The organism is Flavobacterium crocinum (assembly GCF_003122385.1).
Lineage (GTDB): Bacteria > Bacteroidota > Bacteroidia > Flavobacteriales > Flavobacteriaceae > Flavobacterium > Flavobacterium crocinum.
The window spans coordinates 365,843-380,821 of record NZ_CP029255.1 but is presented as its reverse complement, the minus strand read 5'-3'; the positions used below and the strand labels follow the sequence as shown (position 1 = coordinate 380,821).

Here is a 14,979-nt window from a genome sequence, read left to right as displayed (position 1 = left end):
TTTAATGGATAATAAACTTAATGAAAACGATGAAATATCGTTAAAAGAATTACTCGCTAAAATAAAAGAATGGATTAACTATTTGATTTCGCAAAAGAAAATTATTGTCTTAGCTGGAATTATTGGTGCCGTTTTAGGATTGACTTACTCATTTATAAAAAAACCAGTATATACTGCTACATTGACTTTTGCTTTAGAAGATGAAAAAGGTGGAGGTGGATTAGGAGGAGCATTAGGATTGGCCAGTTCTTTTGGTTTAGATTTGGGAGGAAGTGGAGGGGGAATTTTTTCTAGCTCTAATTTAACTGAATTGTTTAAATCAAGGTCAATGGTAGAAAAAACTTTATTATCTCCAGTAAATGTAGATGGAAAAATAATTTCATTGGCTGAAATGTATATTCAGAACAATGAATGGAGAAAAAAATGGGATGATAAACCGAAATACTCTTCAATTCAATTTTTACCTAATGCAAATCGTAAAGTTTTTACTCGGGACCAAGATAGTATAATGGGATTAATGTATTTAAATCTTTCCAAATCGGGATTGTCTGTTGCGCAAAAAGACAAAAAAATCTCAATTATAAATATAGATGTATCATCGACTAACGAATTATTCTCGAAATATTTTTGCGAAGCATTGGCAAAAGAAGTCGGTCAATTTTACATTGAGACTAAAAGTAAAAAAGCCAGAATGAATATGGCTATTTTAGAGCGTCAAGTTGATTCTGTTCGTGGAGAATTGAATGGAGCAATTACCGGAGTAGCAGTTGCAAATGACAATACTTTTAATTTAAATCCGGCACTTAATGTTCGTCGTACTCCATCAGCAAGAAGACAAGTGGACGTACAGGCTAATACAGCTATATTGACAGAATTAGTTAAGCAAAGTGAATTAGCAAAAGTCACATTACGTAAAGAAATACCTTTAATTCAAGTAATTGATAGACCTATTTTACCATTGCCTAAAGAGCGTTTTGGGAAGGCAAAGGGGATTATAATGGGAGGATTTTTGGGAGGATTTTTAACTGTTTTGTTTTTAATTTTAAGGAAGATAATAAGTTTATTAAAATAATATATTTAAAGCAAGTATAAAAAAATTATGAAAGTAGTAATATTAGCAGGTGGACTAGGAACCAGATTATCAGAAGAAACAGTTTTACGGCCTAAACCAATGGTTGAAATTGGTGGTATGCCTATACTTTGGCATATTATGAAAATTTACTCGTCCTATGGTTATAATGATTTTGTTATATGTTTAGGATATAAAGGGTATGTTGTAAAAGAATATTTTGCGAATTATTTTATGCATAAATCTGATGTAACTATCGATTTAAAGAATAACTCGATTAAGGTACATGAATCAGAAGCTGAACCATGGACAATTACTTTAGTAGATACTGGGATTAACTCAATGACTGGCGGACGTATAAAACGTATTCAAAAACATATAGGAAATGAACCTTTTTTATTAACATATGGAGATGGAGTTTCAGATGTTAATATAAATGAATTAGTTGAGAGGCATAAAAGTGCTGGAAAACTTTGTACAGTAACATCTGTACAGCCTTCTGGACGTTTTGGAGCATTAAATTTAGATGCTGAAAATCAAGTTAATTCTTTCTTAGAAAAACCTAAAGGTGATGGAGCGTGGATTAACGGAGGATTTTTTGTATGTGAACCTAAAGTCTTTGAATATATTGCTGGTGATAGTACAACTTTTGAGAACGAACCTATGCAGAATTTGGCGGCTGATGGACAGATGATTGCTTATTTGCATAATGGTTTTTGGAAGCCCATGGATACGCTAAGGGATAAGCTAGAACTTGAAGCAAGTTGGGAAGCGAATAACGCTGCTTGGAAAAAATGGTAAAATGATGTATAAAAATTTACAAAAAACATACCAAGGGAAGAAAGTTTTTTTAACAGGTCAAACCGGTTTTAAAGGAGCTTGGATGCTAAAAACGTTATCCCTTTTAGGGGCCGAGATCAAAGGTTATGCCTTAGAACCACAAACTCAAAATGATTTGTTTTGTTTGATTCAAGGAGATAAAATTTGTGATTCTGTTATTGCTGATTTACGGGACAAAAAGCGTTTAGAAAAAGAAATTATAGATTTTCAACCCGATTTTATTTTTCATTTAGCTGCTCAACCTTTAGTTCGTTTATCTTACGAAATACCTGCCGAAACTTTTGAAGTAAATGTTATTGGTACTGCTAATGTTTTAGATTCAGTTCGTTTGTTAGAAAAGAAATGTGATGTGGTATTAATTACAACTGATAAAGTATATCATAATAATGAATGGCTCTATCCGTATCGCGAAAATGATCGAATTGGAGGCTATGATCCCTACAGTGCTAGTAAAGCTTGTACTGAATTGGTTATTGACTCTTATAGAAATTCTTTTTTTAATATCAAAAAGTATAATTCGCATCAAAAAGGGATTGCAGTTGCAAGAGCTGGTAATGTTATTGGTGGAGGTGATTGGTCTAAAGATCGTTTGATTCCAGATATTGCAAAGGCTTTTACTGATAATAAAGATGTGCTAATTAGAAACCCTAAGTCAGTGAGGCCTTGGCAACACGTTTTGGAACCGATAATTGGTTACTTGTTATTAGGGGTTAATTTATCTGAAAATCCTTTACAATTTAGTCAGGCTTATAATTTTGGTCCACATTTGTCCGATGCACTTCCAGTAGAAGATATGCTTAAATTGGCTATCCAAAGTTGGGGAAAAGGTAATTATACAGTGGAGGTAGATGAAAATCAACCTCATGAGGCGGGATTGTTGAAATTGGATATTAGCAAATCGATAAACGAATTGAAATGGCAACCCAAAATGAATGCGCAACAAGCAGTGGGTATGACGATGGATTGGTATATTGAGTTTAATTCGAATAAACATAACATCGCAGATTTTACATCTGAGCAGATAAAAGCATTCTTTAATGAGTAAAAATATTATAATAACTGGGGCAACAGGTTATCTTGGATTCAACTTTCTGAAGAAGTTATTAGACATAGGTTTCAATATTTGTGTTGTTAAGAGAGAAACTTCTGATATTTCAAAGATCAAACTCCTTTCTGAAAATATTAAATTTTATAATAATGATGAAATTAGCATTGCTCAAATGTTTGATGAGAATGAAATCTATATGATAATTCATTTCTCGACACTATACGGAAGAAAAGGAGAAACAATATTTCAAATAAAAGAAGCCAATTTAGATTTTCCTCTTTTGCTGTTGAAATATGCACTTGATAATGATGTGCGATATTTTATTAATACAGGAACTTCATTACCATATCTTACAAACCAATATTCTTTGTTTAAAAATCAATTCTCAGAATGTCTGGAGTTTTTTTCTTCAAAAATTACAACAATTAATATTTTATTAGAGCATTTTTATGGACCATATGATGATAATTCAAAATTTATTTCGTCAATGATCAGTAAAATGAGTAATAATATTTTGGAAATTGAGCTTACAGAAGGTACCCAACTAAGAGATTTTATCTTTATCGAGGATGTTTTAAGTGCTTATTTATGTATAATAAGTAATATTGATAAATTTATTGGTTTTAATAATTTACCATTAGGTTCTGGAGAAACAGTAACTATAAGAAAGATAGTGGAAACAATTAAAGAAGTTTCAGAAAGTAAATCTAATTTGTTATTTGGTAAAATTCCAATGAGAGAAAACGAATTACTATGTTCTGATGCTGATATTTCTAAACTTAAAAGTTTAGGATGGTATCCTAAATTTAATCTCAATGAAGGAATAAAATTGACTATCGAATCATATAAAAATTAAAAAATGACATTGTTATCAAAGATTAAAGTTATAGAAAGAAAAAAAATTGAAGATTCAAGAGGATGGTTTTTAAAAGTTATCAATGGTTTGGAAGATAATATACCTAGTTATACTGGGGAAGTGTATTTAACCAATGCTAAACCTGGTGAAGCAAAAGGCGGTCATTATCATGAAAAAGCAAATGAATGGTTTACTTTAATTACAGGGGATTGTGAATTGAAAATGGTTGATATTATTACTGGTGAAAAACAAACACTTTATTTGTCTTCAACAAAAGCTGAAACAATTTACATTCCTAATCATATTGCACATGTTTTTATAAATAATTATGAAAATGATTTTATTTTGTTAGCTTATTCAGATCAATTATTTGTTCCTGAGGATACATTGATTTTTGATAAATTTTAAGACAAACTAAATGAAAGTTGAACATAATAGAATATTCGGATTAGATTTATTAAGAGCATTGGCAATTATTTTTATTTTTTTTCGGGTATTTTTTTATTTTCTATTTTAATTTTTCTATACTACAATTTACAAGTACTTAGTTATGATTTTGAAAACGAAAAAGAATTTTTTGATTGTGGTTTTTTATGAAAACCTTCTTTTTTACTTTTCTCAGTTTATCAATATCATTAATGATTCCGCTTCTTTACAATTTAAAAGCAAAAAGAATTAACAATTATCTTTATAAATTAATCAATGTCATAAGTTTAAGTTCTTATTCAATATATTTATTCCATATGTTCTATATAATGCTCATTAATAGTATTTATTATAAATTAAATCTAAAAATTGATTATTTATGGATAGTTCTTGTTTGGGCTACAACAATTATAGGATCTCATTTTCAATACCACTTATTTGAAGTTAGGATAACAGAATTAAGAAATAAATTTGGAACAAAAAAAGATGCTATAGGAGTGTAATACAGTCATTGCTTAATCGCTTCATTAAAAAAGATTAGTTTACTTTTTAATAAGTATGCTAGAAAATTATGGCAAATATTTTTAAAGTAAAACAAAAAAACTTTGCCATTTCAATTAGTAATGGTTCTATTGTTCATATTGATAAGTAATTGATTAGTGACTGTATTTTCAAATTTTACTAATGAATATTTTCTGAGTCTGTAATTCAAAACCGAGTTTAGCATAAATGTATAAAAATCCAAATGTTTTATTTCTGTGAAATTATTTCCTGTTAAGATCATCATATAAATAATACAATAATATTAACTGAGTTTTAATCTCACATAATGAAAAATAATTTTTTTAAATCTAACAAGATTGCCGTTCATGAAGTTACTGATAAATTGAGGGATAAAAATTTAATAAGACAGATTTTTTCTTCAATATCATTTAAGGCTATATCTATAGCAATAGGATTGATTTTGGTTCCAGTTTTGTTAAAGAAATTAGGTCAAGAAAAATATGGTATCTGGGCATTGTTGTTATCATTGATACAATGGGTTTCTTTGATGGACATTGGTATTGGAAATGGGTTGAGAATTAAATTAACTGAGGCATTGTCTAAAAATAAACAAATTGAAGCAAAAGAATATGTTTCAACAGCATATTATTTAATGTCGGTCATTGCTATTCCTTTGATGTTTATTTTGCTACCAATGTTTTTTTTATTCAATTGGAGTGATTTTTTCAACTCAAAAGATATATCTCTTTCAGAATCTAGATGGATTGTAATGATCTTTGTATATTCTATGATTATGTATTTTGTTCTATCTTTAGTAAATCAAGTGATGTATGCTGTGCAACGTAGTTCATTAACTTCAATTGCTCCTATTTTAACTTCCTCTATTTTTATATTTATAATTTACTTTTTTTCAAAAGATAACAATGCGAGTCTATTATTTGTGTGTATAGTTTATGCGCTATGTCTTATTTTGGCAATTACAATAATTTCAGCTTTTTTTTACAAAGAATATTCTAACTTATTTCCTAGAAAGCAGTCTTTTAAAAAAGATAAAATTAAGCCATTATTATCTTTAGGAGTTAAGTTTTTTATAATTCAAATAACAGGGGTAATAATTTTTTCTTCAGATAATATTATTATAACACAGTTATTAGGGCCTAAATTTGTTGCTGTGTACAATATTCCATTTGTTATTTTTAATAATATAAGTATGTTAGCGAATATTGTTATGATGCCTATATATTCATCATATACAGAAGCATATTCTAAGGGTAATTTAGATTGGATTAAAACCAAAGTAGTTATGTTGTGTAGGCTAATGATACCCTTTACTATTTTTGTGGGTATAGTTGTGTTTCTATTTCCTACTATTATCAAAATTTGGGTTGGTGATTCTATAGATATACCAGATTATTTACCTCTTTTGGTAGGGTTGTATTCAATAGTTACTGTTTGGAATAATATTTTTAGTTATGTTTTGGGCGGAATAGGTAAAATTAACTTGGGTATGTATACAACTATTGCGCAAGGTATTTTAAATATACCACTTTCAATCTATTTTGCTAAATACTGTGGATTTGGTATAAACGGAATTATTATTGGTAACATAATTTGTTTAGGAATAAGTAGTATTATTTCTCCAATTCAGGTTTATTACTTTATATTTTATAAGAAACATACTGAAAAATTAACAAAAATTTTAAGCTAACTAATTGAGAGATAAATGAGTTTTTCATTTTTTATACCTACATACAAGAGAAGTGATTCTTTGAAAGAAACGATATCTTCGATTTTCAAATATTGGAAAGGGGATATTAAAATAACGATTTCTGACAATAATGAAGATGATACTGCTAAAAATGTTGTCAAAGAGTTTGACGTAAACAATATTGATTATTCTCCCAATAAACAGAACATTGGAATTGATAAAAATATGTTGCGTTTTTTGGAATTGTGTAAAACAAAATACTGTTGGTTGCTTGGAGATGACGATTCACTGAGTGAAAAATCATATAGTGACATATCTCCTCTACTTGAAGAAGATGTAGATTTTATAATTTTACTGAATGGTAATTATGTTAAGGATTATCCAGATGGTATCTATGCTATTGATAATTTAAATAATGTAGGTAATGCTTTTCTCTCTTTTTGGGATAAACTACCATTTGGGAATGTAATAATAAATGCTGAAAGAGCCAAATGTCTTAATTATGATGAAGTAATTGAAAAATATGTGGGAACTAGTCATGCTTATTCTGGAGTGTTATGGGAACTTGCAATCAGTAAGTTTTCTTCAAAAAAAATTGGCGTAATGTCTTCACAAAGTATTGAAGTATATAATGTTGAAAAGTCTTGGGTAAATTCATCTGTCAAAATATATTTAGGAGAGATACCTGAATGGTTTAAATTATTACCTCAATCTTTGAAAAAATATTCAGATAAAGCATATACGAATTATTTGAAACAGATTTTTACTCTATCAACTTTATCAAATTTCATTGTTTTTTCAAAGCAAAGTGAAGTTAATAAGGATTTTGTTAATAATTCAATAAGTAAAATGCCTTTTAAATATAAACTTAAATGGTTTTTTCTAAATGTTTGCTTTCCAATTTATCAAATTTACACTTCAATAAAAAAAACATTAAAAACAATTATTAATAATATTTTGCAAAAAAAATGAAAATACAATTTGATCATCAAATTTTTTCCCAACAACAATATGGAGGTATTTCAAGATATTTTTTTGAGTTGATTTCAAGATTTGACGGAATTGAAAATAGTTATAATGTAGCAACTTATTTTAGTAATAATGCATACTATAATAAGGATATTGATTCAAATTTAAAATCATTCTTTCCGAATTCGAAATTTAAAGGCAAAAAAAGAATTGTTACATATTTGAACGAAATTAAATCATTGAGGACTATTCAAAAAGGAGTTTTTGATGTATTTCATCCAACATACTATGATGACTACTTTCTTGACAAAATAAAAGGAAAACCTTTAGTTGTCACTTTTTATGATATGATACATGAAAAATTTTCAAATCAATTTGAAGATATGAAAGCAGACACTAAAATTTATAATCAAAAAAAGCTTTTGTTAGAACATGCAAGTAAAGTTATCTCTATATCAGAAACTACAAAAAATGATATCATTGAATTGTTTGATGTAGATCCTGCAAAAATTGATGTTGTGTATCTTGGTAATTCTCTTACAGTTGGTGAGAAGGAATTAACTAGGCTAGTAAATGATGATTATATATTATTTGTTGGTAATAGAGGAATATATAAAAATTTTGATTTTTTTATAACTGCCATTGCACCTTTATTGATTGATGCAAATTTGAAATTAATTTGTGCGGGAGGTGGAGATTTTTCATCACGAGAAATAATTTTGATACAATCATTAAAATTAGAAAATCGAGTTTTTTTTAAGAAAATTAGTAATGACAATGTGTTGGCCAATTATTATACTCATGCTCTATTTTTTTGTTTTCCAAGTTTATATGAGGGGTTTGGAATCCCAGTATTAGAGTCTTTTGCTTGTGGTTGTCCTGCTTTGTTAAGCAATGGAGGATCTTTGCCTGAAATTGGAGGTGATGCTGCACTTTATTTTGATCCTACTAATGGAGAATCTTTGAGAAAATCTGCAGAAGAATTGATCAATAATCATGTTTTACGTCAAAAATTAAAAGAGAAAGGCCTTAAAAGGTTGGAACAATTTTCGTGGGATAATACTTTTTTAGAGACTTTAGAGGTGTATAAATCAGTTATCTAAGAATATTATGAGTGAAATATATACTAAAACGGCTTTTATTACAGGAGTGAGTGGTCAGGATGGAGCCTACCTCTCAAAATTATTATTTAGCAAAGGATATAAAATTATTGGGATTACAAGAAGTTATCATCAAGATAATTTAGAAAAATTAAAAATTTTAAATATTGATAAAGAGGTTACAATGGAGGAGTGTGATTTGCTTGACTTGTCGAGTGTTATTACATTGCTTAATAAATATAAGCCTGATGAGATATACAATTTAGCGGCACAAAGTTCAGTAGGTTTATCATTTAAGCAGCCCATAGGAACCATAAATTTTAATATAGTTTCTGTTTTAAATTTGTTGGAAGCCATACGTATCATTAAACCAGATGTTAGATTTTATCAGGCATCGAGTAGCGAAATGTTTGGTAAAGTAATCGAGTTGCCTGTTACTATTAATACACCTATGCATCCTTTAAGTCCTTATGCGATATCAAAAGCTTCTGCACATTGGATTGTGGTGAATTATAGAGAGTCTTATAATTTATATGCTTGTAATGGAGTTTTGTTTAATCACGAATCTTTTTTGAGGTCAAATGGTTTTTTTGTGAAGAAGGTTTTAAACGAAACAGTCCGAAATAGAAATAATTCCGATTGGCTTTTGAAGGTAGGAAGTATTGATATAAAAAGGGATTTTGGATTTTCTGTTAATTATGTTGAGGCCATGTGGCTAATGTTACAGGCTGAAAAAGCAGATGATTTTATTATTTGCTCAGGAAAGAGCATTACTCTACGTTCTATTATCGAGTATGTATTTAAAAAGTTAGATGTACCAATTGATAAGTTGGTCATAGATAATGATTTTATTCGCCCTACAGATATTGAAGATATTTATGGTGACAATACTCCTGCAAAATCAATATTAGGCTGGCAATATGAACTTGATTTTTATCAGGTTTTAGATATCTTAATTGAGGAAGAATTAAATGAATTTTCTAATAAATAATAAAAAAAACTTGTAAAATTCATGAATATTTCAAAAACACCCCTTCTTACAATAATTACAGTTTCATACAATGCTGTAGCAACTATTGAACAAACTATTTTAAGTGTTGTTAATCAGTATTTTGAGGATTATGAATATCTTATTATTGATGGTGGTAGTACTGATGGAACTGTTGATATTATTAAGAAATACCAAGATAAAATCACTTATTGGGTCTCTGAACCTGATAAAGGAATTTATGCTGCTATGAACAAGGGAGCAGCTATTTCTCGAGGGAAGTGGTTATGCTTTATGAACTCTGGAGATACATTTTATAATACTAGCACACTTGAGGATTTATTTTCAAAATCGAATATTCTTGATGAGGATTGTGATGTTATTTATGGTAATACAAATAAGGTTTACCGTAATTATAGTAAAATAATAAAGCCAGCTGAAATAGGACAAATTGCTAATCACTTGCCTTTCTGTCATCAATCATCCTTCGTTTCAACTGAAGTGTTCAAAAAGTATAATTTCAACTTGCAATATAAGATTGTAGCAGATGATCATCTATTCTACAGTTTATATAAGGATGGACACAGATTCTGCTACATTGATCAAGTTATTTCTAATTATGAAGCCATGGAGGGGGTTTCAAGCAGAAAGTTTAAGAATGCACTATGGGAAAATTACCAAATCCGAGGAGGACAGTCAAAATGGTATTGGTATTTTCGACACTACCTTCCATTTTTATTTAGAAACACACTTCATTTAGTGTATATTACTACTTTTCATGAATAATAATGTACCATTAATTTCAATAATAACTGCTACTTACAATTGTGCTGATACTATTGAATCCACCATGCAATCTGTGTTAGCTCAAAGTTACCCTAATATTGAGTATATTATAATTGACGGACAAAGTACAGATGGAACTATTGATATTATTAAGAGATATGAGGAAAGTATCTCTGTCTTTATTAGTGAGCCGGACAAGGGAATATATGATGCAATGAACAAGGGGATACGGGCTTCCAAAGGTATATGGCTTAATTTTATGAATTCAGGAGACTTATTTTATTCCAAGGACTCAATTTGGAACTCCTTGAATAACATTGACGATAAAGTTGGTTTCATATATTCTGACTTTTATGTTTTAAAAAAACAGCATCTTAAGCTAATTAGTGCAAGTTATGATAAGGGAATAATCTTGCATCAATCCGTACTTTATAAAAGAGAACTTCATTTGAAATATGGTGAATATATTGTGAGTCAGAAATATATAATCTCTGATTACTTATTTTTTCACCTTATTCCTACTGAATTGATTAAAAAATCTCTTTTTCCAATATCTATTAATTCTGCACCTGGAGTTTCTGCAGGAAATTGGACTTGGTATCAAAAAATATGTTTCGACTATATTTTTCGTAAAATATCGATTTTTGAATTACTTAAGAATCTCGTAATTAGAGTAGTTAAAAATTGTGTTATTGCATGCTTAAAGTTTGTTAAATAATGAATACTCTAGATTTTTTTGAATTATTTACTAATAATTATTTATTATATTTTAGTTGTTTTCTTGGTGTTTGCTTTTTCTATTATCTTTTGTTTAGAAAAGTCTGTTTTTCACTACTTGATCCAATATTCATGGCTTTGGTAGGATCAGCTTTTGGAGCCTCTGTAGTACTGTTTTTATTTGCAACATCTAAGATTTCATCTTTTTATTTTATTAATTATTTAGGGACACAGTTTGCTTTTTTAGCTGGTTTTGTATTTTTTAATAAATTTTCTCCTATTGTTTTTATAACATCAAAAATTAGATTTGAAAATGTATTTTTTTTGCAATGTTTTTTTGTTGTTTCATTCGTTATGTTTTTTTTGTCAAATATAATTGTTTATGCAACTTTAGGGATTCCTCTTTTTTTAAAATCTAGACTTGATTTGACGGCTGATGCAGGTGGCTATGGTATATTTACCAGATTTGCTGAGGTTTCGGGTGCAGTAGCTTTTTATCTCTTTTTGCATTTTATTATTGTTGAGAAAAACGTCTCACGCCTATTTAAATCTACATTATTTTTTTATTTATTAGGTCATTTAGTGGTTACTTTTTTAAGTGGATCTAAATCGAGCGTGTGGTTTTTTGTAATGAATTATTTCTGTTTTCTTATACTTAACAAAACTAATCCACGGGTTAAAGATTTGCTATTAAAATTACGTCAATATCAATTCAAAATAGTTTTGGTAGGCTTGATTTTCGCTTTTTGTATAATTTTGATAACGTTTGATGGTAGCCCTTCTAATGCTTTTCTTTTTTTAGGTCAGCGTATTGTAGGATATGGAGATGTATACTGGCATGCTTATCCAAATGCATACATTGAAAATCTGCCTCATGATCATTTTTTTCTTGCAGTTTTCGGTAGTTTTTTTGGTTTTTTTCGGATTGTGGATCCTTCAACTTTTCCTGAACCTCTCGGATATACTCTTACAAAAATGTTTTATACAGTTGATATGATAGTAGGACCAAATCCAAGGCACAACATATTTGGATATATCTATTTTGGACCATATTTTTCAATTCTCTATTCATTTGTTCTCGGTACTTGCCTTGGATATATAAGGAGACTATTTTTTAACGCCCATTCATTGAAAATTCTATCTAAGATACTTTTGCTTTTAGTTTATATTATATTTATAAATATTGAAACTGATGTAAATTTCATAGTATTCCAATTAAATAACTTATTAGTCGTATTTCCATTTATATTAGGAATTTCGTTGTTTGTATATTATTTCTTTACATATCCTATTCAAATTAATGTGTCTAAATTTTAATATATAGTATATTTGATGTTTTTTACATCTTTACCGTTTTTAATATTTCTCCCAATTGTTTTCTTACTCTACTGGTATGCTTTTACTAAACTTAAATTTCAGAATCTTGTTATTTTAGTCGCAAGTTTTTTTTTGCGGATGGTTGGATTAGCTTTTTTGATTCTTATTTTTTTACAGCTTTTATGAGTGGAATTCTTTACGAGAAGTTTAATAATAATTTTAAGGGTTATATGAGTTTTAATATATTTCTAAATGGGATCTCATAAAAATCGAGATTTTATTTTGGAGAAATGTTGTAAAATTTATATTCAAACCGTCCCTGTTAGAAAACAGTTTTTTTCTGAAATACAAAATTTAGTAATATATAGTAATAAATTGTAAGGTTTATAAATTGTTTCAAAATATAAAGAGCAAATTCAATATCTTCCTGATTCAATTTTTGCTGATAATGTACATTTCAAGAAAGAATATATCCAAAGGACTATTTTAAATTAGTAAATCATTAAAATTAATTTTTATAAAATTATGAATCTTCAAACAACAGCAGTAGTTGTTACATATAACCCAGATCTATCCACTCTACGAAAGCAATTTATGAGTGTTCATGAGCAAGTAGATGCCATTGTTTATGTTGATAATGGTTCGAAAAATTTCGATTTAATTAATGAATTATTTCTTGAATTAGTAGAACAAAAAAAGATTAAGTTATTTATAATATCAAATCATTCTAATTTAGGACTTGGATATGCCCAAAATCAGGGTATAAAAAAAGCAATTGAATTGGATTCGAACTTTGTTTTAATTTTAGATCATGATTCGGTTCTTACATCAGGATTTGTTAATGAATTGGTCACTTCTACAATAGATTTAAAAAATCAAGGAGTTAAGGTTGGGGCAGTAGGACCGGTATATATTAATGAGAAAACAAACGAGCAATATCCAATTACACGTTATATTGGCCCGTTTATAAAGAGAGTAAATCCAGCCGAAGGTTCAAATGTTGAAGCTTCTTTTTTAATAGCGTCAGGATGTCTAATTTCTGTAGATGTTTTGCATAAAGTTGGGTTGATGAATGAAGAATTGTTTGTTGATTATATTGATGTTGAGTGGTCTTTTAGATGTAAATCAAAAGGTTATAAGTTATTTGCAATCCAAAGAGCCTTAATGCATCATGAAATTGGAGATAATCGTGTTTCTTTTTTTGGTAGAATGATTTCTGTTCATTCTCCTATTCGTAGATATTATCTTTCAAGAAATAGTATATATATGTTAAGATGTCCTTATGTTAGTTGGGGATATAAACTAAGGGAATTAGTGTTTAATGTTTTTCGGATTTTTATTTTTGCAATGATTTCTAATGATAGATTAAAGTATCTTAAACTTTCATTTAGAGGATTAAGAGATGGAATAAGAGGGAAATTTGGTTCAATATAATTATTGCAGTTAAGTAAGTACTAAAAATTTTTATATAAAAAGAATATGAAGTTATATATTACGCTAAAGATATTAATAAGAGCTTAAGATAATAAAATGAAAATATTACATATTGTGGTGTTGCCCGTTTTTGCAGGAGCCCAAAAAATTTCATTTTCTATTTTAGAAAATCTTAATGATTTTGAAAATAAATATATTTTGTGTGGTGAAGGCACAGAAGGGGAATATGCTGAATTCGATGATGCGTTTTCAAAAATCAATACTACTGTTTTTCATAATAAACACTTAAAAAGAAGAATCGGATTACACGATATTAAAGCGTTTATTGATATTTATAGATTATGTAAAAGAGAAAAATATGATATCGTACATACTCATTCTACAAAGTCAGGAATAATAGCGAGAACAGCAGCAAAATTAGCTGGTTGCCGAGTTGTGCACACAGTGCATGGAATTGCATTTCATGAAAATGAAAATTTGATAAAAAGAACAGTATATTATTTAATTGAATTTTTTTCAACTTTTTTTTGTGATAAGTTAATATTGGTTAACAGATTTTATGGAAAGTATTACTCTTTCTTTAATAAGAAAATAAAAGTTATTCATAATGGTATTGATTTTTCAAAATTAAATCAGATAAATGGATCTATACAATCTAAAGATAATAATAAAGTTAATTTACTTTTTGTAGGTCGTTTAGACGAACAAAAGGATCCATTGAATCTTTTAAAAGCTTTTAAAATATTAATTGACCAAAAACAGTATTCTTTATATTTAAGAATTATTGGTGCAGGGGAATTACACTCGATTTGTGAAAATTACATAAATGATAATGGCTTAAGTGAATATGTGGCTTTGTTAGGCTGGCAATCAAACGTTGTACCATTCTATCAATCTAGTGATATATTATGTATTCCGTCAATTTACGAAGCTTTTGGATTAGTGTTTGTCGAAGCAGGTTTTTTTTCATTACCTTCTGTGGCGACTCTGGTTGAGGGAATCCCAGAAGTTGTATTAAATAATAAAACAGGGTTATTAGTTAGATCTAAAAATCCACAGGAATTTAGTGATGCTTTAAAAAAGTTAATTAAGGATAGGGAGTTAAGGATAAAGATGGGACGAAATGCAAAAGAATGGGTTGTGTCTGAATTTTCATCAATAAAAATGATCGAATCATACAAGTCGATGTACGAAGAACTCTTAAAAAAATAAAGTTA

Annotated in this window: 14 protein-coding genes; all 14 read left to right on the top strand. The window is 28.6% G+C overall.

Annotated elements, in window-relative coordinates; all coding sequences use genetic code 11:
- Positions 1-4: 4 nt before the first annotated feature.
- The 14 genes from HYN56_RS01830 to HYN56_RS01760 all read left to right on the top strand — a co-directional run bounded on the left by HYN56_RS01830 (position 5) and on the right by HYN56_RS01760 (position 14,974).
- A complete protein-coding gene (locus HYN56_RS01830; RefSeq protein ID WP_109190635.1) occupies positions 5-1,072 on the top strand; it encodes a Wzz/FepE/Etk N-terminal domain-containing protein in 1,068 nt (355 codons plus the stop codon).
- A gap of 27 nt (positions 1,073-1,099) precedes the next feature.
- Positions 1,100-1,870: a glucose-1-phosphate cytidylyltransferase gene (gene rfbF / locus HYN56_RS01825; RefSeq protein WP_109190634.1), complete on the top strand. Its 771-nt coding sequence runs from the start codon at positions 1,100-1,102 to the stop codon at positions 1,868-1,870.
- Position 1,871: 1 nt separating this feature from the next.
- Positions 1,872-2,954, top strand: a complete 1,083-nt coding sequence (rfbG, locus tag HYN56_RS01820; protein WP_109194698.1) for a CDP-glucose 4,6-dehydratase — start codon at positions 1,872-1,874, stop codon at positions 2,952-2,954.
- Positions 2,947-3,813, top strand: a complete 867-nt coding sequence (locus tag HYN56_RS01815) for an NAD-dependent epimerase/dehydratase family protein (protein WP_109190633.1) — start codon at positions 2,947-2,949, stop codon at positions 3,811-3,813. The genes rfbG and HYN56_RS01815 overlap by 8 nt, the downstream gene beginning before the upstream one ends.
- Before the next feature lie 3 nt (positions 3,814-3,816).
- Positions 3,817-4,221: a polysaccharide biosynthesis C-terminal domain-containing protein gene (locus tag HYN56_RS01810; RefSeq protein ID WP_109190632.1), complete on the top strand. Its 405-nt coding sequence runs from the start codon at positions 3,817-3,819 to the stop codon at positions 4,219-4,221.
- Positions 4,222-5,068: 847 nt separating this feature from the next.
- A complete protein-coding gene (locus HYN56_RS01800; RefSeq protein WP_109190630.1) occupies positions 5,069-6,451 on the top strand; it encodes a lipopolysaccharide biosynthesis protein in 1,383 nt (460 codons plus the stop codon).
- Positions 6,452-6,466: 15 nt separating this feature from the next.
- Positions 6,467-7,423: a glycosyltransferase family 2 protein gene (locus HYN56_RS01795; RefSeq protein ID WP_109190629.1), complete on the top strand. Its 957-nt coding sequence runs from the start codon at positions 6,467-6,469 to the stop codon at positions 7,421-7,423.
- Complete coding sequence (locus HYN56_RS01790) at positions 7,420-8,523, top strand: glycosyltransferase family 4 protein (RefSeq protein WP_109190628.1); 1,104 nt, start codon at positions 7,420-7,422, stop codon at positions 8,521-8,523. The genes HYN56_RS01795 and HYN56_RS01790 overlap by 4 nt, the downstream gene beginning before the upstream one ends.
- A gap of 7 nt (positions 8,524-8,530) precedes the next feature.
- On the top strand, positions 8,531-9,511 hold the full coding sequence (locus tag HYN56_RS01785; protein ID WP_109190627.1) for a GDP-mannose 4,6-dehydratase: 981 nt from the start codon (positions 8,531-8,533) through the stop codon (positions 9,509-9,511).
- Positions 9,512-9,532: 21 nt separating this feature from the next.
- The gene (locus HYN56_RS01780) at positions 9,533-10,294 is read left to right on the top strand and encodes a glycosyltransferase family 2 protein (RefSeq protein WP_109190626.1); all 762 of its coding nucleotides are present in this window, start codon (positions 9,533-9,535) and stop codon (positions 10,292-10,294) included.
- Positions 10,287-11,012, top strand: a complete 726-nt coding sequence (locus HYN56_RS01775) for a glycosyltransferase family 2 protein (RefSeq protein ID WP_109190625.1) — start codon at positions 10,287-10,289, stop codon at positions 11,010-11,012. Before HYN56_RS01780 ends, HYN56_RS01775 begins: the two co-directional genes overlap by 8 nt.
- Positions 11,012-12,328 (top strand): hypothetical protein, encoded by a 1,317-nt coding sequence (locus tag HYN56_RS01770; protein ID WP_146194558.1) that lies wholly within the window; start codon positions 11,012-11,014, stop codon positions 12,326-12,328. Before HYN56_RS01775 ends, HYN56_RS01770 begins: the two co-directional genes overlap by 1 nt.
- A gap of 525 nt (positions 12,329-12,853) precedes the next feature.
- On the top strand, positions 12,854-13,762 hold the full coding sequence (locus tag HYN56_RS01765; protein ID WP_109190623.1) for a glycosyltransferase family 2 protein: 909 nt from the start codon (positions 12,854-12,856) through the stop codon (positions 13,760-13,762).
- Between the two features lie 96 nt (positions 13,763-13,858).
- Positions 13,859-14,974 (top strand): glycosyltransferase family 4 protein, encoded by a 1,116-nt coding sequence (locus HYN56_RS01760; RefSeq protein ID WP_109190622.1) that lies wholly within the window; start codon positions 13,859-13,861, stop codon positions 14,972-14,974.
- Positions 14,975-14,979 lie beyond the last annotated feature (5 nt).

Coding starts and splice junctions, on each gene's coding strand:
- HYN56_RS01830 (WP_109190635.1), top strand. CDS start 5: ATGGATAATAAACTTAATGAAAACGATGAAATATCGTTAAAAGAATTA.
- rfbF (WP_109190634.1), top strand. CDS start 1,100: ATGAAAGTAGTAATATTAGCAGGTGGACTAGGAACCAGATTATCAGAA.
- rfbG (WP_109194698.1), top strand. CDS start 1,872: ATGATGTATAAAAATTTACAAAAAACATACCAAGGGAAGAAAGTTTTT.
- HYN56_RS01815 (WP_109190633.1), top strand. CDS start 2,947: ATGAGTAAAAATATTATAATAACTGGGGCAACAGGTTATCTTGGATTC.
- HYN56_RS01810 (WP_109190632.1), top strand. CDS start 3,817: ATGACATTGTTATCAAAGATTAAAGTTATAGAAAGAAAAAAAATTGAA.
- HYN56_RS01800 (WP_109190630.1), top strand. CDS start 5,069: ATGAAAAATAATTTTTTTAAATCTAACAAGATTGCCGTTCATGAAGTT.
- HYN56_RS01795 (WP_109190629.1), top strand. CDS start 6,467: ATGAGTTTTTCATTTTTTATACCTACATACAAGAGAAGTGATTCTTTG.
- HYN56_RS01790 (WP_109190628.1), top strand. CDS start 7,420: ATGAAAATACAATTTGATCATCAAATTTTTTCCCAACAACAATATGGA.
- HYN56_RS01785 (WP_109190627.1), top strand. CDS start 8,531: ATGAGTGAAATATATACTAAAACGGCTTTTATTACAGGAGTGAGTGGT.
- HYN56_RS01780 (WP_109190626.1), top strand. CDS start 9,533: ATGAATATTTCAAAAACACCCCTTCTTACAATAATTACAGTTTCATAC.
- HYN56_RS01775 (WP_109190625.1), top strand. CDS start 10,287: ATGAATAATAATGTACCATTAATTTCAATAATAACTGCTACTTACAAT.
- HYN56_RS01770 (WP_146194558.1), top strand. CDS start 11,012: ATGAATACTCTAGATTTTTTTGAATTATTTACTAATAATTATTTATTA.
- HYN56_RS01765 (WP_109190623.1), top strand. CDS start 12,854: ATGAATCTTCAAACAACAGCAGTAGTTGTTACATATAACCCAGATCTA.
- HYN56_RS01760 (WP_109190622.1), top strand. CDS start 13,859: ATGAAAATATTACATATTGTGGTGTTGCCCGTTTTTGCAGGAGCCCAA.